This window comes from Paenibacillus sp. FSL A5-0031, assembly GCF_001956295.1.
Classification (GTDB): domain Bacteria; phylum Bacillota; class Bacilli; order Paenibacillales; family Paenibacillaceae; genus Pristimantibacillus.
Map to the genome: position 1 here is coordinate 1 of NZ_MRTD01000030.1, position 19,883 is coordinate 19,883.

The following is a 19,883-nucleotide window of genomic DNA, read 5'->3' on the forward strand; positions in this document are numbered from 1 at the left end:
GTACAGGAATAGCTCTCCTGTACTGCTACCAATACTCCCGTTCAAAGCGAGCTATTCCTCAGCGAGCTTGATGCTTATGGGACAGCCCCTTAGCATTTATGAATGCTTTAAATAATAGGAAGCCGTCATGGGACGTTTCTCACATTTCTTGCGATAGGTTACTGGGCTAAGTCCCGTCACCTTCTTGAAAATTCGGCTGAAATGCTCAGGATTAACATACCCTACACTTTCCGCTACATCGTAAATTTTCAACCCGTTCTCTAGACCTTCTTTCGCTTTTTCAATTCTTAAATTGGTCAAATAGTTGATAAAATTAATACCGATTTCTTTCGCAAACTGTTTGCTAAGATAACTGTCGCTCACACCGACCATGGCGCAAATCGTAGACAAATGCAAATCTTCATTAAAATGATTATCTAATATCGCTTTAGCTTTCGCTACAACAGGACTCAGCCAAGCAGCAGCTTTGTCGAGCTTAGGATGCAGCTTATCATGCAATGCATCAAGAAATAATTGCAGCCATTCCATGGTCTCATCCCATGTCTCTATACTCCGGACATGCTCAACCGGTTGAGGAAATCTTTCATGCAGCTTATCCCACGACATTCCTCGCTCATGCATCAGCGTGCCCGTTTCCCAGATCAAATCGCTGAGTGCTTTTTTGATAGGCTCAGGCGAGGATGGAAAGTATTCAAGTAGCAGCTTGAATCCGTGCTGAATAGACTGTTTCCATCGCATAGGGTCGGTATCTTTTAGCGCATGCAGCAGCTCGAGCTTAAATGGCGCCCATGCTTCTTTCCAATTGTCCTTCTCTGCACCCATTGATCGTTCGGCTTCTGGATAGATCAAGTGATCATATCCTTGATAGTAACTAAGAAGGGAAAGCCGTTCAGCTTGACGGAACAAACGATTCCACTGCATCACTCCATTGGCAGAGTCACTGATACCGATAGATAAATGAAGATTCAAAAACTGCCGCAGCCTTATTTTCACATCCGTCAAGACAGCTTGGGTCAAACTTCGAATTGCCATCGCACTGCATTGCTCAGGAAAGGTGAAATATAGGATATAGTTCCGTTCATCATGACGACAAACGCGGCATATTCCTTCATTCCTATCCGTGTTCGTTACGGTTCTAATGGTTTGCATAATAATTTGCTTCGTATGTTCGAAGTGAACCACTTGAGATAGTCTAATGAAGGCTACCTTCTGATTTTTCTCGCCCAACTGTTTCCGTACGATATTCAATCCTAATTTCAACTGTTCATCGAGTTCACAATCAGATGAGCTCAATCCATCTGACACCGACAGCTGGTGGAGCATGGAACAAACCATTTCGTCTTCATCTAAGGCAGACAATTCAGGTTCCGCAGCCTTGCTCCTCTGTCGCCTATTCAATTCCTCCACTGTCTTATTCAGCACTGGAGCAATATATTGTTCATCCAATTTCGCCTTTAGCATATAATCAAACGCCCCAAGCACAAATGAGTCTCTTACATAGCCATAGTCGCCGTATGCACTAAGCATAATAATAAGCGGCGGGCTCTCGAACGACACATCTCTAAGTGATGCAAGAAGCTCCACACCATTCATCCGCGGCATCTTTATATCTGCGAAGATGATGTCGATATCCTGACGATCCTTTAGAAGATGCAATGCTTCTTCTCCGTCGCCCGCCTCTCCTGCAATTTCAATATCTGTTGAAGTTAAAGCGATATATTCCCGAAGCGCTAATCTGGCTAAAGGCTCGTCATCCACGATAAAGGCTTGGTATTTCGGCATCTTACTCCCCCTCATACATCGATAGGCTTTAATTATGCTGAACATATTGCACCGCTTTGCTCCAGTTTTCATTCATCTTGTTCTGAATGCCTGCCACTGACTCGCCTGCAAAAATTTCTTGCGCCAGCTTTTTCTCATCATACTGCGCTGCGTTTTTCACTCGTACAAATTTCTCATCTAACGCGGAATACATAAAAGGCACAAATGGATGCTCTTTATTTTCCTCATTAAAAAAGGGAAGTATGGACTGAACATCCGTTAACGTCGATGAGCTTTGTGAGTTATTTATAAAAGCCTGATAAACCTCGGGGCTGAATACCCATTCAAGAAATTGTATCGCTTCTTCTTTGTTTTTGGAGTTTTTGTTAATCGCCATATACTGGTCCGGCATCGTTACAGAAAGCAGCGGTTCTTTGGTCGTTTCCCTCCACGGCAACGCAAATGCACCTATATCCTCATCATTGCTCACTATTGCCACATGATCCGAGTAATACCATTGACCAAGTGCGATCATTGCCGCTTCTCTGGACTGAAACAATTGTTTCGCCTGATCAAAGCCAATTTCAAGCGCGTTTGGGCCAGCTAATTTATTTTCCGCGATCGTCTTGAGCATAGCGGCTGCTTTGCCAAAGGCTGAGCCTTCTCCGAATGGCTTCAATTCGTTTGATATATTGGCCAAATAGTTCTCTTCCTTCGCAAAGATTGGCGGTCCAAATTCAATAAATGGATAGAAGGTCCAATCATCTTTGCCCCCGATAGCAATCGGAATATATTTGCCGTGCAATTTAATTTGATTCAGTACATCCATAAATTGTCCTAAAGTTTGCGGTACGCTAACGCCCACCTCTTCAAAAATACTTGGTCGATAATACACATACTCAGAGAAGGATATGAGCGGCAAGCCAAGTGTTTCGCCCTCTATTTCAGCTGGGTACTTATTTCTGCTCGTTGCTTGCAATTGATTAAGAGACAGCAATGAATTTTTATAAATGGGCAAGTGACCCGGTTTCAAATAAAATAGGTCAGGCAAATCATTTGCCGTCAGACGCACCTTTAAATATTGGCCGCTATTATCTGGAATCGTCTCTACTTCCACGGTTACATTTGGTTTGAGAGCCGAATATTCCTTCACCTTCTCCGTCCAAAATTCGATATCCGTCTTCGATTCCCATATTCCAAATTTCATTTTTACCGGCTGATTTTGATTGGAGGTTTGTTTCTGTGGTGTATTAACAACTAAAGAATAAATCGTATCATTGGTATCAGCCTTAAACATACCGATCCATCCTGCAAGCAAGCCTACCGATATCAAAGTAACGACTAAGACAGTGACAATATTTTTGTTAAATTTCATTTCCACTTCTCCCAGCAAAACTTGAAGCCGCAAACGAATGATTGCGCTTTCAAGTATATGGCATTTATTATACAGCGTTTATGGTTAGAAAAGTTGACATTTTTAGTTCAAACATGATCATTTATGCTGAAAAATCAGCCATTTCCTCATCCGGTTCATTAATCAAAGGCAATCGAATGCTCACCTTTGTTCCTTGCGGCAAATTAGATTCGTATTGCAATCCATACTGCAAGCCGTAGTGCAGTTGTATCCGTCGATGTACATTTCGATTTCCCATTCCGCTAAACGTATAGGAGGCCGTTCTGTCTTCAAGCTGATCAATTACGTCTGACGTCATTCCCATCCCATTGTCTGCGATCGTAATGAGTAAATTTTTATCATCCCTTACGATTGTGATTGTGATGATTCCAGGGTAATCAATATCCTTCAGACCATGAATGATGCTATTTTCCAATATAGGCTGCAGCAATAGCTTTAACAAATAATGCCCTGAAACCTCAGAATCGATGTTCCATTCCATTTGGATCGGTCTGCCGAAACGAATCTCCATAATGTACAAATAATGCTTCAAATGGTCGACTTCATCCGCTATCGTAGTTAGAAGCCCGCCGCGGTTAAAAGAGGAAGCTAATAGCTGTGTCAACGAGTGAGTCATGTTGCGGATATTGTCCGCTTTGCTTATTAAGGCCATAAACTTAATTGCGTTTAACGTGTTGATTAGAAAATGCGGATTAATTTGCGACTGCAGCGCGGCAAATTCTGCTTTACGCTTTTCGACCTCCTGCTTCTCACGCTGGCTTATTAACTGGCGAACCTGTTCGGTCATTAGATTAAAGGAATGGCCCAGCCTCACCATCTCCAAGCTGCCTGAGCCTGTAAATTTTGCATTTAAATCTCCACCCGTTACACGAACCATTTGGTGGAGTAGCACACGAATCGGCTTGGTCACATTGGAAACAAAATAGAAGGAAACGAGCACAAACGCTAAAATGATCAAAATAGCGAGAAACCACACAAATGAATTTACATTCCGGTAATTGGCGAGCAAATCTGCGAATGGAATAATTTGAACAATGTACCAATCCGTATTGTCTACTTTTGCATACGTTATTAATTTCTTATTGTCCTCTGAGTCATCTACGAAGGACCCTTCTACCCCGCGGCTTATCTCTTTCGACCAATTGTTTACAACCTGGCTTCCCCTATCGATAACTGTATTCGAAGCGATGATTTGACCTTTGTCGCTTACAATATGCAGAACTGATTCCGAATTATCGCGTGACTGCAAAATATGATCGAAAGTTCCGCTTTCAAATGTAAATAGGATTAATTCCATTTTGGACATCCGATTCGTCGTGCTTGGAGAGAGCGCAGCGGCCATCATGTACGGATTGTAATTCCCATAAAGAGCGTTGGGAAGCATGCCTTGAAACCGGATGACGTCAGGCTTGCTAATTGTGTCTCGGTACCAATCTTGCTCGCGTACAGCAGAGTCATCCATCATCATGTTTTTCAAATAAGAATATGATTTTCCGTTATCAAAAAAAAAGTTAACAGAGAGCACGCGGCCAGAGACCGATGCGGTGTACTTCTCGATCATTATTTTCAGCTTATTGGCAGCCTTCTGCTTTTCGATGCCGCTCAAACGATTAATATCAAATATGGTGAAAATGACATCCTGATCTACGCCAATCGAAGCAAACAGACCAGACATGCGGTTGATTTCTTGACTTACCGAATATGAAAGCGCTTTCGATATTTGCAGCGAGCGCCCTGTGTTTTGTTCGAGAATATCCCGTTCGTAAATGTTCAATATGACGGAGCATATTAAAAAGACAGGTACGATAACAACCGAAATAAAAAATAGTTTTAGTATGGTAGACATGCGCAAGTTTTTTTGCATATTGGCTCCTTGATTAGATGTTAGGCTTACTCCTCGTATATAACCACCTCAGGCTCATCGCTGTCAATATTCATTTTGGCAAAACCAGTTTTCTTTCTATTAATAAAGTAATGCACCCGCTCGCTGTTTGCTGTAACCGCTTCCTTATCAGCAATAACCAAATATAAATTGAGTACAAAATATGACGGATTCAGTTCAAAAATGGTCATGTACCCGGTTGCATTCCCAGCGGTATACTTACCAAAAAAAGGAGGAGTCAACAATGCAAAGAAACAAAATATTTTCGATTTTATTAACAGTAATGATGATCTTTTTAGCCGTCGGGTGCTCAAATTCGAAGAGCAACAACCCGGAGGTTACTGAGTCTCCCGCTCCTGCTGCAACAAACGAGCCCACTTCTGCTGCCGAGCCAAGTCCTAATGCTGCCGGCCTTGAAGGCAAAGTTGTCTTCTGGTCCATGTGGAGCGACACCGAACCGCAAGCGAAAGTGATTAAAGTGGCAGTCGATGAATTTAAAGCTGCTAACCCAAAAGTTACTGTCGATCTGAAGTTTACAGGACGGGATATTAGAAAGCTGATTAAACCAGCACTCGACGGCGGTGAACAAATCGATATATTCGAGGATGATCCTTCCGTTACGATGGCGATCGTTAAGGACCATTTGCTGAAGCTGGATGAATATTTGGCTACACCATCTGTAGGTATGGAAGGAAAATCATTGCAAGATTCACTTATGCCAAGCTTAATGGATTGGACAAAATCATTGTCAGTAACAGCAGGACTTGAAGAAGGCCACTATGCGATTCCGCAGCAGCCGTTCGCTGTACTATTTTTCTACAACAAAGAAGTGTTTGAGAAAGCAGGAATTACGACTCCGCCGAGCTCATGGGAGCAGTTTATGGAATATTGTGAGCTGATTAAGAAATCTGGCGTTGCTCCAATTACATTCGATGATGCATACCGTGATTTGTTCATCGGCGGATACCTCAGCAGCGCAATGGGCAATGAATGGGTCGACGCACTCGTGAATGACAAAACAGGCGAGATGTGGAAGGATCCGATCATCCTTCAATTCGCCAAAGATATGGTCATGATGAAAGAGAAAGGTTACTTCTCTTCTAAGCTTGCAGGCAGTAAATATCCAGCTGCACAGCAGGATCTCGTATTCGGTCAATCCGCAGCTTATCTGAACGGCACTTGGCTTCCGAATGAAGTTTCTGCCACAGCAGGTCCTGATTTCAAATGGGGCTCCTTCCAATTCCCAACTGTGCCTAACGGCAACGGAAAAGGCCAGAATGAGCTGACATTTGGCGCACAAGCTCTTATGCTGAACAAAAACAGCAGCAATAAAGAAGCTGCTATCGAATTGGTTAAATACCTGGTAAGCCAAAAAACACAAGCTGAAATGGTGAAGCAAGCTCAAGCTATTCCCGTTTCTATCGATACAGAATGGCCTGCAGCACTCGCTGAAGCAGAAACAGCAATTAACAACGCTAAGGTCAATGCGCCTTGGGGCTACGGAATCAACAACTCCGCTGACTTCTCCAAAGGTGTAATCGTACCCGTATTCATGGAGCTTGCCGCTGGTAAATTAACGGCAGACGCTTACGTCAACAAAATGAGTGCAGAAGCCAAAAAGTTTTATGGCACAAAATAACGTTAATTAAATACTTCGATCATTGTGCAGCGATCCTTCGGATTGCTGCACAATGACGTTATAACGGATTATGAATCATATCCGGGAGGGAAATTTACATGCAAATTAAAAAACCGATGATTGCCCTTTTCCTTTTGCCGGCGGTACTCATCTATCTTGCAGTCTTTCTATATCCAACGCTTAGAGCTTTGCTGATGAGCTTCTATTCCTTGCCGTCCATCTCAAGCAAAATGTCAGAGTGGTCATTTATCGGATTCGAAAATTACGCAGACCTGTTCCGCAACAGCTATTTTATGGAATCTGCATGGAATGTATTGAAAATATGGCTGTTTGGCGGCATCATCACGATTTGCTCCGCCTTCCTATTTGCTGCTATTTTATCATCCGGCGTCCGCGGCAAAACGTTCTGGCGCTCGCTCGTTTATTTGCCGAATACCGTATCTGCAGTCGTGTTATCCGTTATTTGGATTCATTATATATTCAATTCAAGCTATGGCTTCTTAACGAAGCTGTTCCGTTTCCTTGGACTCGATATGCTTGCCGATATTCAGTGGACGAGCGACAGTTATTTGTTCCTCTCCATGCTGCTGGCGTACTGCTTTGGTTCCATCGGCTACTTTATGCTTATCCTTAATGCCGGGATGGACCGCATTCCACGCGATTATTACGAAGCTGCCCTGCTCGAAGGGGCTAATCCATTGCACAAGTTTTTCCGAATTACGCTGCCGCTGCTTCAGGACATATTCCGTATGACGCTCGTTTTATGGACGGTAACAGCCGTGAATTTCTTTGTCTGGTCCGCTACCTTTGGCGGTGCGAGTGAAAGCGTCGCTACGATGACGCCGGGCTACTTTATGTATCTCAAAGTGTTTGGCGACGGCACTTCAGTTTATACGCAGGATGCCTTTAATGTAGGAGCAGGCGCGGCAGTAGGCGTTAGTATTACGATATCAATTCTAATCCTATCCGCCATCATCAATCAGTTCTTCCGTAAAGAACGTCTTGAATATTAAAGATGAGGTGTTAGCATGGTTAATAAAATTCGGTACGTCCCGCTCTATTTGTGGCTGCTGTTCACGATTGTATTGTTCGGTTTCGCCATTCTAGCCTCACTGAGCACAACAAGAGGCATTTTTACAAATTCATTATTTGAGAGCGGCATTCATTTCTCCAATTATATTGATTTATTCAAAACCCAAAAGATGGGACGGTACTTTCTGAACAGTGTCATTTATACCGTTTCAGCTTGCGTCGGTGTTCTCGTATTCGCTGCTCCTGCCGCTTATGTTTTGGGCAGAGTTAAATTCCGCGGCAAAAAAATAGTCAATCTAATGTTTTTATCCGCAATTTCCATCCCTGGCTTGCTCATATCCATCCCGCTTTTTTCATTGTTCGTTGAGCTGAAGCTTACGGGTTCTATTATTACGCTCGTATTAATCTATATTTTCACTAATATTCCGTTTAGCGTATTCCTTCTCACTGGATTTTTCGCTTCCATTCCTAAGGAATTGGAGGAATCAGCAGCTGTTGACGGCTGCGGCCCTATTCAAACATTTATCAAAATTATATTGCCGGTTGCCCAGCCTGGCCTCATTACAGTTTCTATTTTCAACTTTATGTCGATATGGAATGAGTATTTGTATGCGCTTATATTTGCTGGTGATCCGAAATATCATACGCTCGCGCTTGCATTGCAATCCATCGTACTCGGCTTTACCAACACAGGAAACTATTCCGGTATTTTTGCAGCATCCATTATCGTATTTTTGCCTACATTCATTTTGTATTTGTTTATTTCCAAGCGCATTGTTGCAGGCATTACGGTTGGATCAGTAAAAGGATAGAAAGGAGTTCATTCACCATGCGTGTATATCAATCTACCTTACGGATCGAAGGCTCAAGCATTGGCGGTCAAAATCCACTGCCGATGTTCCGAAATCGTCAAAAACATAGAGAAGTCAGCGATAACGGCACTCTTCCAAGCGAGCTGCGATCAAAGCTAGGATATGAAGCAGGGGAACGTTATTTACCCTACCGAATGCAGGATCGTTATACTAGAGATCGGAAAAATCTATTGCTAGAAACTATCGTGCTGGAAAATGAACATTTGCAGGCTGTTTTTTTACCTGCTTATGGTGGAAGATTGTATTCTCTTACGGAGAAAAAAACGAATCGCAGCCTTCTCTATACGAATCCGGTGCTGCAGCCTGCCAACCTAGCCATATTGAACGCTTGGTTCTCTGGAGGAATCGAGTGGAATATCGGTCAGCTCGGACATACGTTTACCACATGCTCCCCCGTTCATACAGCCATTCTGCAAGATGAGAAAGGAAACGATTTTCTAAGGCTGTATGATTACGAGAGCTGTAAAAACGTATTTTGGCAAATTGACTTTCATCTGCCCACTGGTTCAAACAAGCTCATTCTTTATGTGCGGATCATTAATGACAATGACAAGTCGGTTCCGATGTACTGGTGGACGAACATCGCTGTAGAGGAAACACCGCAAGCCCGTCTTTTTTCGTCAACAGATGAAGTCATTTATATTGACCATAAAGTGAAAGGATTTGGCCTTGGCAAGCTGCCGTATCTGCCGACTGTACCGGGCAAAGACATCACCTATCCGCTGAACTTTCCTTTCTCGAATGAATATTTCTTTCAAACGAAGGCAAGCTGTAATGCTCCTTGGGAAGCTGTCGCTTATGAGGATGGACGATTGTTTTATGAACGCTCCACCTCTCTTCTCCGTTATCGCAAAATGTTTTGCTGGGGAAACCATGCCGGAGGAAGACGATGGTGCGATTATCTTGCTAACCCCGGTGAAGGAAATTACATTGAAATTCAAAGCGGCTTAGCGCCAACGCAGCTGCATGGACTTGATATGCCTGCTCAATCGGAGTGGGATTTCACGCAAGTAATCGGCATGACCGATATTAAAATCGACAAAGCCCACCAACAGGATTGGAATCAGGCGAATCAATACATTCGAGATTGTGTCGATCATCATATCGATGCCGAAGAAATGGAGAAGCTGCATGAGTCCATGCGAATTCTCGCACAACAAGCGCCTGAGCAAGTCCTTTATACGGGTTCTCCATGGGGTGCGCTAGAGCAGCTGCGCCGAGAACTGAAGGAAAATCGAACGATTCCTGAAGGCTTTTATTTTACGAAGCTAAGCACAGCGCCCGAAGCCGAGCATAGCGATTGGCTCGCCCTTCTTGAAACAGGAACGCTTCCAGATCACGACGTGCAAGAAGTGCCAAAAGCATGGATGGTTCAGGATGAGTGGCTTGCCCTGCTTGAAGAGAGCCTTGAGCACCAAGAGAACCAATCATGGAACGCTTATATGCATTTGGGCATCATGCTTTATGAGCGAGGAATGGAGCAGGAAGCTATCGATGCATGGGAGAAATCGATAGACATTCAACCCTCCGTATGGGTATATCGAAATCTAGCTGAAGCGATGAAATATGTAGGACGAATCGATCTGGCGCTTGCCTACTGGAAAAAAGCCTATCTCGTTTCCAACTCGTTCCCTGATCGTGCTTTGGCTGAGGAATACTTAAATTTGCTCATAGCTAACAAACAGTACGAAGAGGCGTGGCAAATGTACAAAGAATTGCCTGAAGCCTATTCGAGCAGTGACCGCATTCAAATTATAGTAGGCGTTGCCGCACTTGAGCTTGAACAGGATGCATTCGTTAAGCAATTGTTCCTTAAGGAATTTGCGGTCATACGTGAAGGTGAAATATTAATCATAGAGCTATGGTATAAATACAATGCCAAGAAGCTTGCACAATCAAGGAATGAATCCTATTCCGAAATACATCTTGAAGAGGCGAAAAATAAATTTCCGCCGCCAACCAATATTGACTTCAGAATCATAGGTGAATAAAGAGATGACGGTGCGTAGTAACGTACCGTTTTTCTGTGCTTTGAGAAAGCTGCCTCGCCCTCTTCTGTTCCGTTTTAGGCATAATATAAAAATTGAAATTGGCTGTAGACATATACAAATTTTGTGTGTTACATTGATTAACATAGAGGCATGAACGAAAAACAACCATCAGGAATGGATGGCTAGAAGTAAATTGGTTGATTCTATAGTGTGTCCTGCACCTTTAGTCTCATCTGAATTACTTTTTTTATAGGCCTAAAGTTAAAGCGCTTAAATGTTTTATTTTTTTGTATTTAAATTAAAGCGCTTTAATTTTGTTTGAGCTTGATTACATGCAAAGGAGGCTGCGAATCTGTCGACGGTTATACGACTATAATTTTAGGAGGAGTTTTAATTGCGCACTTTAAAAGCAAATAAAAGTATGATGAAATGGATGGGCCATGTCTTTCTCTGCTCAGCAATGCTTCTAACTTTATTGGGTGCACCCGCTCCACTTCAAACAAAGGTGCATGCTGCAGGAGAGCTTAAACCGTTTCCGCAGCAGCTGAGCTATCCTGGCATTATAAAACCTAACCATGTCACTCAGGCAGCTATGAATACAGCGGTTTCGAGTTATTATACTTACTGGAAATCAACCTATTTAAAAAATAACCTCTCCTCATTGCCAGGCGGCTATTATGTCAAAGGGGATATTACCGGCGACGCTGATGGTTACGATCCGCTTGGCACTTCAGAGGGGCAAGGCTATGGCATGGTCATTACAGCCTTGATGGCAGGTTTTGATTCAAATGCCAAAACCATTTATGACGGCCTATTCAAAACCGCTAGAGCTTTTAAAAGTTCGGGCAACTCAAATCTTATGGGCTGGGTTGTTGCAGATGCTGCTGGAGCACAAGGACATTTTGGCTCCGCTACCGACGGTGATTTGGACATCGCTTATTCCTTAATACTTGCTGACCAGCAATGGGGATCAGCTGGTACGATAAATTATTTGGCAGAAGCCAAAAAAATGATTACGAACGGTATCAAGGCGAGCAATGTCACGACGAATAACCGCCTGAACCTTGGCGATTGGGATGCTAAGAGTGCATTAAATACCCGTCCCTCCGACTGGATGCTCTCGCATTTAAGAGCCTTTTATGAGGTGACAGGAGATCAAACCTGGTTGAATGTCATTAACAACTTGTACACGGTTTATAGTCAGTTCTCAAGCGCCTATTCAGCTACCACGGGGCTGATTTCAGATTTTGTTGTCGACAATCCTCCAAAGCCAGCTCCACAAAACTACTTAGATGAATTTCCAGAAACTAATGAATACAATTACAATGCAAGCCGGGTTCCACTCAGAATCGTAATGGACTATGCTTTCTACGGCGACACGAGAGGCCGGGATATTGCTAACAAAATGGCCGTATGGATCAAAGGCGCTACAAGCGGCAATCCGAATAACATTAAAGATGGATATAAACTAAATGGCGGAGTTAGCGGTTCCTACGCAACTGCTGTTTTTGTATCGCCGTTTATTTCAGCAGCAACCACGAGCAGCACGCACCAAGCATGGGTAAATGCTGGATGGGATTGGATGAAAAACAAAAAAGAATCCTATTTCAGCGATTCCTTCAATTTGCTTAATATGTTATTCATTTCAGGTAATTGGTGGATACCAACTGGTGGCGGAACAACGGATACACAAGCGCCTACAGCACCAGCAAATTTGACTGCATCTTCTGCATCCAGCAGCCAAATTAACTTGAGCTGGTCAGCTTCTACCGACAATGTTGGCGTATCTGGTTATCAAGTATTTCGCGGCGGCACATTAGTAGGCTCGCCTCCTTCCGGTACGACCTTTACTGACACAGGCCTAAACGCTTCCACGTCATATAGTTATACAGTGAAGGCCATTGATGCTGCGGGCAATCTTTCTGCGAGCAGCAATACAGCCAGCGCAACAACGAGTCCGAATTCAACAACAACGAACCTTGCTTTAGGCAAAACCGCTACAGCAAGCTCAATTGAGGGCGCAGGTTTTGAAGCTTCCAAAGCGACGGATGGCAATTCGACGACAAGATGGGCGAGTGTTGAAGGAAGCAACAACGAGTGGATTTACGTAGACCTTGGTTCCATTCAAAACGTCAACCGTGTGAAATTAAACTGGGAAGCCGCTTACGGTAAAGGCTATAAAATCCAAGTTTCCACAAATAGTACAACTTGGACAGACGCTTTTACAACGACAACGGGCAATGGAGCCATCGATGATATTACGTTTGCATCCAAAAGCGGAAGATATGTAAGAGTGCTTTGCACGGCACGAGGTACTGCTTACGGATACTCGCTTTTTGATTTCGAGGTATACGGCTCTTAATAGGTAAACACACGCAAAGCCTGACCGATAACTGTCGGTCAGGCTTTGTTTTGTTTGTCTCTCATTTAACGAAGGCCGTCTAGAAGCTTACGCAGCGTCTGCAAACATTCCTCCATCGCTTCAGCAGCCTCAGCAGTATCCGATATTTGTGCGAGCCAAAGCGCCGCTTCATTCATAGCTCCCGACAACAAATGAGTGGCAGCATCCAGACGAACACCCTTAAGGTAGCCCTGCTGCTGCATCGTTTCCAGCTGTTCAAGCAGCAATTTCATCGACTGCTGCTCATCCAGAAGCCGCCACTCCTCCCAGCCAAGCACAGCAGGACCATCGATTAGCATGATCCGCCTGTTTTGCGGTTCTATTGCGACAGTCACAAATGCCCGGCATCCCAGACATAATTGCTCCCACAAATCGTCGCTAAGCGAAGCCTCTTCCTCCAGCCGCTGCGCTACTTCAGATTGAACAAGTGAAAGCACCGCTCGGAATAAACCTTTTTTACTGCCAAAATGGTGATAAACAGCCCCCCGAGTGACCTCAGCATCTTTGGCTATTTCCTCTAGTGAACTGTCCGCAAATCCGAAAGTGGTAAAATGATGCCTCGCCACTTCCTCTAGTTTATGAATCGTCTCTTCCGTATCTTTTTTCGTTTTCCTCATCCAGTTGCTCCTATTTTCTTAAAAGCTCAGAAGGAGCTTCAAGCAAGCTCATTTAATTATCAGCTGCTGCTCCCTCTTGCTGCCACACGGATTGCACATAGTTCATGCTTTCTTGTTCCGAGGGCGGAATAATTGCAATTACATCTATTAATACGCCGCCGGGATCAGAGAGAATAAAATGTCGTTGCCCAAAATCCTCATCGCGAATATCCTGCTCCAAAGACAGCTTCGCGTCAAGGACCAAGCGCTTGTACTCACTATCTACATTATCAACTTCCATGTTAAGAATCAATCCTTCCGCTCTCTTACGATAGCTCGCGGGAACCGTGGAATGACTTGCTGATAGCAGCGCTAATTCATAAAAACATTGCCCTTCACCCGTCTTCCGCAAGCTCACATACCAGTCGGACTCGTACACAACTTCAAAACCAAAGTAACGTTGATAAAAATCAGCACTTTTCGCTACATCCTGTGACATCACAACTGGATAAAAACTGTTCATTTTCAAATGGAAGCTCTCCTTTAGTATTTATAGGATTGAATATAGTTGGATCTTAACATACATACTGTATGTATGTAAATAGTTTTGTTATTTACTCTAGGCCGAACGCAAAAAAAAAATGACCTTCCGGAAATGAAGAAGGTCATTTCTTATGTCAGGCTAGCGATAACTCAAGCCAAAGTTTCTTGAGTATTCGTTATTTAAGGTCACAGGCAGCTTCCCCTGTGGCTTGGAACCGAATATGACCTTCACAGCAGCTTCCCACGATATTGGAATCGGCGTTATCCAGTACCAATTATCAAGCGCATAGGTTGAAATATATGCCTTCACATTCGGATATCCCAAAATATCGCTTGGGTTTCCGAGGGAGACAGCTGCTACCGGCTTTCCAGTTGCAAGTAATCCGTTCACCAGATCCACTTGCCCTTGTGGTATTTGCTGATCCGACTTCGTAAACACAATAATTCGATCTGCGTTTTCAGCCTTCTCGACCGCCTTCTTAACCGCTGACTTTGTAGCATCTAACACTTCTCCCGCAGCTTTTGCTGCCTGATAAGAAATGACTTTGCCTTTGCTTATTTGCCTAACTGCTGCTGCAATCTGATCTGCGTAAGCCATACTTACGACAAGCGTTGTCTGATTTGCTTCCGCATCAAATGGAAGAACATTGTCATTTTTGATGAGCGTTATAGAATTCAGTGCCATTCGCTCAGCTAACTCACGGTGTTCTTTTTTCCCAACTACTTGGCTCACATGATCAATGTCTACCAAACGATGATCAAACATGTCTAGCTTGAATTTATAGGTCAGTATCCGTTCCACCGATTCATCCACTCGGCTTCTCTCGAGCTTGCCGGCCTGCAATGCTTCATAAAGGGACTCCAACGTATCGAATTGATCAGCTTCAGTGCCATTTGCCATGACGATATCTGCTCCTGCATTGATGGCCATAACCGCAGCTTCGCCCGCTCCCCAATTGTCGGATATCGCTTGCATCACCATAGCATCTGTGACAATGATCCCTTTAAAACCCATTTCCTTTCTCAACAAACCTGTAAGAACTTTCTTTGAGAGTGTCGCAGGAAGTTCAGCATCAATCGCTTCAATAATAATATGTGAAGTCATAATAGACTCGATTCCTTGATCGATTACTGCTTGAAATGGGGGGAGATGCACGGTTCGCAGCACTTCTTCGCTGTAAGACACTTTGGATAACGACATATGAGTATCAAAACCTGTATCCCCATGCCCTGGAAAATGCTTGGCGCTAGATATCATTCCTTCGTTTTGATAACCCCTCACCTCTGCAACAGCCATATCGCTTACAAGCTTCGTGTCTTCTCCAAAAGACCGAACACCAATCACTGGGTTCATCAGGTTCGAATTGACATCAACGACCGGCGAGAAACTCCAGTGAAAACCCATTGCTTTGGATTCAACAGCCGTCAAGCGCGCAGCTTGTTCCGCATAATCTACATTTTGTGTAGCTCCAATTGCCATCTGTCTTGGCAATACCGTTGCCTCATCAGGTACTCTTTGAGCAGCGCCGTATTCCAAATCGCCAGAAATAAATAGAGGGATACTTAATCTGGATTCAGATGCCAGTTGCTGGAGCGCATTAGTAAACCGGGCAGTATCGGAAGTAGAATTCATTCGTCGATTCAAGAGGGCACTGCCCACACCGTATTCCTTGATCATTTTATTTGATAATGAATCCGCTTGACCCGTAGGTGTATACATCACAAGCTGGCCTATCTTTTCCTTGTCCGTCATTTGACTTACAAGCTGTTTAGCTTTACTCGCATTGGTTATCTCTTTGTCTGTAGATTCCGAAGGTGATGGTGTTTGAACCGTTTCGGGTTCTTTGCTCCTTTTTTGGAAGTCAATCGGTGCTATTACGAATATTACAGCTATGGCGATAACCATTACTAATGTAAATAATATAACTGATCGCTTCTTCATCGTTACCTTCCTTTGCTTATTCATTTCGGATGATATGAGTTAATACTGCCCATATGTTCCGAATAAAACCCTTCATTCACAGTTCTTGCCTAGTGTAGCACGACCATTTTTAGGAGAACAATATTGGAAATTCATTATTTATTATAGTTATCCATGCTTTTAAATCCGCTCAAAAAACAACACTTGTCAGACAATAACTAACGAACCCAGCAATGCTTATTTGAAGCATTCATAGTGGAATAAAATTGTAACGAACTCCAGAATCGCTATTTCGAGAAGAACAGCCCATTAGACCCTGTAAACCTTGTAATAGCGCCAATAAGGTTCGTTAATACGTAAAAAAGGGTATTTTTCGAATAATAAGCATGATACAGTTCCTTAGAGATTCGACTTGGGGAGGTCTGGAGGTCTGGCGATGTTTGAGGCAAAGCGGCACTTACATTTCAGTATCGCAACTTCGCAGCATACCAAAGGTAAGACTAGTGCTTCGCTTGTATTCGCTTGCCCATAATCGGTTTAAGCAAGCAACCATGCACCAAATTGAAAAAATAGCGCTGAAGGGATAACCCTTCACCGCTATTTTTTCATGTTCTATAATATCTCTGCTCAAAGCGAGCGCTCACTCTGGCGAGTTCAATACTACTGCAGGAACAGCATCCCCTGTTCACAATTACTCTACTGTGATTTCACCGATCAAGCCCTTCTCGGAATGAGGACCAACCATCAGTTGGAAAAAGCCAGGCTCAACCGACAAACGGTCGTCTGCCCCTATGATTGCAAGCTCCGAAGGGGTTACCGAGAATGTCACCGTCTTCATCTCGCCGGCACTTAAGCTCACCTTGGCAAAACCTTTTAGTTTTTTGAGAGGCTGTGTTACGCTTGCCGCTGCATCACGAATGTACAGCTGCACCACTTCTTCACCCGTAACGCTGCCTGTATTCGTAACATTTACAGAAACAGATACGGAATCCGAGCTGCTTATGCGAGCTGAGCTCACGACAAGATTGTCATATTCAAAGTCGGTATAGCTCAGACCGTACCCGAACGGATATAATGCTTGCACTGGAGCATCGATATATCTTGAAGAATACACGCCTCCTGGAGGACGTCCTGTGTTCTTCCGGTAATAATAAAGCGGGATTTGTCCTACACTCCGCGGGAATGTTGCTGTCAGCTTGCCGCTTGGGTTATAGTCTCCAAACAAGACATCAGCTATTGCATTGCCGCTTTGAATACCTAGGTGCCATGCTTCTACTATTGCTGTTGCCGTGTCATCCAGCCAAACCGTTGTCAGCGGACGGCCGTTGAACAAAACAACGATAACCGGCTTGCCCAGCTGTATTGCTGCTTCTACGAGCTCACGCTGCTTACCAGGCAAGTCCAGTTCTGATCGGGAGTTTCCTTCACCGCTCATCGTCAGACTTTCGCCTACTGCAATAATAGCAGCATCCGCCCCAGCAACTGCTGCCAGCGCCTGTTCAAAGCCGCTCTCGTCTTCACTTTCAATGCCGCAGCCTTCCGCATATAGCAGCTTTGTGTCTGGTGATATTTTCGCTTTAATGCCTTCAAGCAGTGAAACGACATCATCCGCATTGCCATCCGCTGCCCAGCAGCCTAGCGGGTCTTTCGTGTTCGCTGCCAACGGTCCGATAACAGCCAGCGTTTTCAGCTGCTTTGAAAGAGGCAGTATGCGATTATCATTTTTAAGCAGAACGATAGACTCTCTTGCTGCCTCGCGCGCCAATGCCACATGCTCCTCTGACAAAATAACGCTTTGGCTTCGTTCTGGATTTACGTATGCATTCTCGAACAATCCAAGTTTCATCTTTACAGCTAAAATTCTGCCTACAGCAGCGTCGATCAGGCTTTCGGCAACCCGTCCCTCTTGAACGAGCTTCGGCAAGTATTTGTAGAATATGCCTGAATGCATATCCATATCCGTACCCGCTTTAATCGCAATTTCACACGCTTCCTCTGCGTCTCGGGCAACCCCATGAGTGATTAATTCGCCTAGAGCATTGTAATCACTAACGATGACGCCTTCAAAGCCCCATTCCTCCCGTAAAATAGTCGTAAGCAAATAACGGTTGGCACATGCAGGAATGCCATTCAATTCATTAAAGGAGGCCATAATGCTAAGCGCTCCTGCTTCAACCGCTTTACGAAACGGAGGCAAAATAACTTCACGCAGCACGCGGTCCGAGACGTCTACCGTATTATAATCTCTGCCCGCTTCCGCAAATCCATATCCGGCAAAATGTTTAGGACAGCTTGCTACAGAGAGGCTTTCGCTTGAAGCATCATCGAGCTCGGCGCCCTCAACCCACGCTTTTGCCATAAGCTCGCCTACATAAGGGTCTTCTCCCATCGTTTCGGCAATTCTTCCCCATCTAGGATCTCTCGTAATATCGATCATCGGCGCAAACACCCACGAAATACCGTCGGAAGCTGCTTCCTTAGACGCTGCTGCTGCTGTTCTTCTAATCAGTGCTGGGTTCCAGCTTGTCGATTGCGCGAGTGGAATAGGGAATACTGAACGGTAGCCGTGAATAACGTCTCTCCCAACGATCATCGGTATGCCAAGGCGTGACTTTTCAATGGTTTGTTTTTGCAGTGTATTCGCTTGTTCAACGCCCGATAAATTAAACAACGAGCCTAACATTCCTTTATCGATGAGATCCTTCATAATTAGATTGATCTCACCGCCGGCATCCGGATTTATCGCATGAAAGCCCCAGTCAAATTGCGACATTTGGCCAATTTTTTCTTCTAATGTCATTTGGGAAACCAAGGACAATACTTTCTCCTTTATTTCCGACGAGAACAACTTTTTGTTTCCTGCCATCGATAACAACTCCTTCATGTATATACTGTCCATTATGAAGGAAATAGACAGGCATGTGTAGAAACAAACTAATGATAAACATCAACGATCTGCTTATGAAAGAGGAGAAACAGTCATGAAGGAAACTGGAATAAAGCTCGATTATTGTGCCTTTATGTACCATAATACGCCTTTTAGGCATACCTATAAATCCGGCCTCGAAACCTATATCATTCGATTGCAGACTGAAGGCTTATGCCAAGCATTGATTGCAGGGCAGGTCGATATCATCGAGCCTGGCGACCTTCTTCTATTTGCCCCCGGTGAAGTTTATGATCTGAGAATTGGCGAGCTTGGGCCAAGCGGAGACTATTATGTGATCTGCAGCGGTCCTTGGCTTGATGAATGGTGGAAGCTTCAGCGAAGACCTCAAAAAACAAAAATAGGTGAGAACGGCAGAATAGCGGCTTTATGGCAGCAATTAATATTAGAAAGCAGACGTCATGACGGTGGGAATCCTGAACTATTAAGTACGCTGATGCAATCACTTTGCTATTTGCTCGATAGAGCCATAGATGAAGCAACCTCATACAACTCCGGTCCCAAGCTTCTCTCTTATAAAATAAAGCTTTATATCGAGGAGCATGCGGCGATTCCGTTCACTTTATCCGATGCTGCGAAACATACGGGACTAAGCGTATCCCGATCGGTTCAATTGTTCAAAGCTGAATTCGGCATGTCGATCATGCAATATGCCCAGAAGGTGCGTCTAGCGATGGCGCTTGAATTAATGGGCAAAAGTCCGCTTACGCTCGAACGCATTGCTGAAGAAACCGGATTCGGCAGCTATACTTACTTCCATCGCGTGTTCCAGCGGTATTACGGCATCTCACCTGGCGCATACCGAAAACAAATGACAGAAAAACAATAAACCACGTCCAGAGGACGTGGCTTATTGTCTCATTACCTTTTATATAAAACGGATT

Annotated in this window: 14 protein-coding genes and 1 pseudogene; 7 read left to right on the forward strand and 8 right to left on the reverse strand. The window is 44.1% G+C overall.

The features are described from left to right. Window positions 1–96: 96 nt before the first annotated feature. From BK120_RS31885 to BK120_RS35625, 4 genes are all read right to left on the reverse strand, one after another. Window positions 97–1,782, reverse strand: coding sequence for a response regulator transcription factor (locus tag BK120_RS31885; protein WP_076271499.1), 1,686 nt, complete (start codon window positions 1,780–1,782; stop codon window positions 97–99). 28 nt (window positions 1,783–1,810) lie between these two features. Further along, a complete protein-coding gene (locus BK120_RS31890) occupies window positions 1,811–3,136 on the reverse strand; it encodes an ABC transporter substrate-binding protein (RefSeq protein ID WP_076271500.1) in 1,326 nt (441 codons plus the stop codon). A 121-nt stretch (window positions 3,137–3,257) separates the two neighbouring features. After that, window positions 3,258–5,039, reverse strand: coding sequence for a sensor histidine kinase (locus tag BK120_RS31895; RefSeq protein ID WP_076271501.1), 1,782 nt, complete (start codon window positions 5,037–5,039; stop codon window positions 3,258–3,260). Between the two features lie 26 nt (window positions 5,040–5,065). Beyond that, window positions 5,066–5,248 carry a hypothetical protein gene (locus BK120_RS35625; RefSeq protein ID WP_076271502.1) on the reverse strand — a complete coding sequence of 61 codons (183 nt, stop codon included), beginning with the start codon at window positions 5,246–5,248 and terminating at the stop codon, window positions 5,066–5,068. A gap of 53 nt (window positions 5,249–5,301) precedes the next feature. On the opposite strand from BK120_RS35625, the gene BK120_RS31905 reads away from it, so the two are divergent. The 6 genes and pseudogenes from BK120_RS31905 to BK120_RS36215 all read left to right on the forward strand — a co-directional run bounded on the left by BK120_RS31905 (window position 5,302) and on the right by BK120_RS36215 (window position 12,953). Continuing rightward, the gene (locus BK120_RS31905) at window positions 5,302–6,696 is read left to right on the forward strand and encodes an ABC transporter substrate-binding protein (protein ID WP_076271503.1); all 1,395 of its coding nucleotides are present in this window, start codon (window positions 5,302–5,304) and stop codon (window positions 6,694–6,696) included. 98 nt (window positions 6,697–6,794) lie between these two features. Next, window positions 6,795–7,709 carry a carbohydrate ABC transporter permease gene (locus BK120_RS31910; RefSeq protein ID WP_076271504.1) on the forward strand — a complete coding sequence of 305 codons (915 nt, stop codon included), beginning with the start codon at window positions 6,795–6,797 and terminating at the stop codon, window positions 7,707–7,709. 15 nt (window positions 7,710–7,724) lie between these two features. Continuing rightward, on the forward strand, window positions 7,725–8,540 hold the full coding sequence (locus tag BK120_RS31915; RefSeq protein ID WP_076271505.1) for a carbohydrate ABC transporter permease: 816 nt from the start codon (window positions 7,725–7,727) through the stop codon (window positions 8,538–8,540). A gap of 17 nt (window positions 8,541–8,557) precedes the next feature. Beyond that, window positions 8,558–10,591 carry a DUF5107 domain-containing protein gene (locus BK120_RS31920; protein WP_076271506.1) on the forward strand — a complete coding sequence of 678 codons (2,034 nt, stop codon included), beginning with the start codon at window positions 8,558–8,560 and terminating at the stop codon, window positions 10,589–10,591. 502 nt (window positions 10,592–11,093) lie between these two features. Continuing rightward, a pseudogene (locus BK120_RS36210) lies at window positions 11,094–12,257 on the forward strand (family 8 glycosyl hydrolase); the annotation flags it as partial. Between the two features lie 48 nt (window positions 12,258–12,305). Continuing rightward, on the forward strand, window positions 12,306–12,953 hold the full coding sequence (locus tag BK120_RS36215) for a discoidin domain-containing protein (RefSeq protein ID WP_372239036.1): 648 nt from the start codon (window positions 12,306–12,308) through the stop codon (window positions 12,951–12,953). A 65-nt stretch (window positions 12,954–13,018) separates the two neighbouring features. Here the strand turns inward: BK120_RS36215 and BK120_RS31930 are convergent, their stop codons facing one another. The 4 genes from BK120_RS31930 to BK120_RS31945 all read right to left on the reverse strand — a co-directional run bounded on the left by BK120_RS31930 (window position 13,019) and on the right by BK120_RS31945 (window position 18,918). After that, the gene (locus tag BK120_RS31930; protein WP_076271507.1) at window positions 13,019–13,609 is read right to left on the reverse strand and encodes a TetR/AcrR family transcriptional regulator; all 591 of its coding nucleotides are present in this window, start codon (window positions 13,607–13,609) and stop codon (window positions 13,019–13,021) included. 52 nt (window positions 13,610–13,661) lie between these two features. Beyond that, on the reverse strand, window positions 13,662–14,117 hold the full coding sequence (locus tag BK120_RS31935) for a VOC family protein (RefSeq protein ID WP_076271508.1): 456 nt from the start codon (window positions 14,115–14,117) through the stop codon (window positions 13,662–13,664). A gap of 153 nt (window positions 14,118–14,270) precedes the next feature. Next, window positions 14,271–16,073 (reverse strand): glycoside hydrolase family 3 protein, encoded by a 1,803-nt coding sequence (locus BK120_RS31940; protein WP_076271509.1) that lies wholly within the window; start codon window positions 16,071–16,073, stop codon window positions 14,271–14,273. 670 nt (window positions 16,074–16,743) lie between these two features. Beyond that, on the reverse strand, window positions 16,744–18,918 hold the full coding sequence (locus BK120_RS31945) for a glycoside hydrolase family 3 N-terminal domain-containing protein (RefSeq protein WP_218639610.1): 2,175 nt from the start codon (window positions 18,916–18,918) through the stop codon (window positions 16,744–16,746). A 115-nt stretch (window positions 18,919–19,033) separates the two neighbouring features. Between BK120_RS31945 and BK120_RS31950 the strand changes: the two genes are divergently transcribed. Then, entirely contained in the window at window positions 19,034–19,828 is a 795-nt protein-coding gene (locus tag BK120_RS31950; protein ID WP_083682697.1) for a helix-turn-helix domain-containing protein, read from the forward strand. Window positions 19,829–19,883 lie beyond the last annotated feature (55 nt).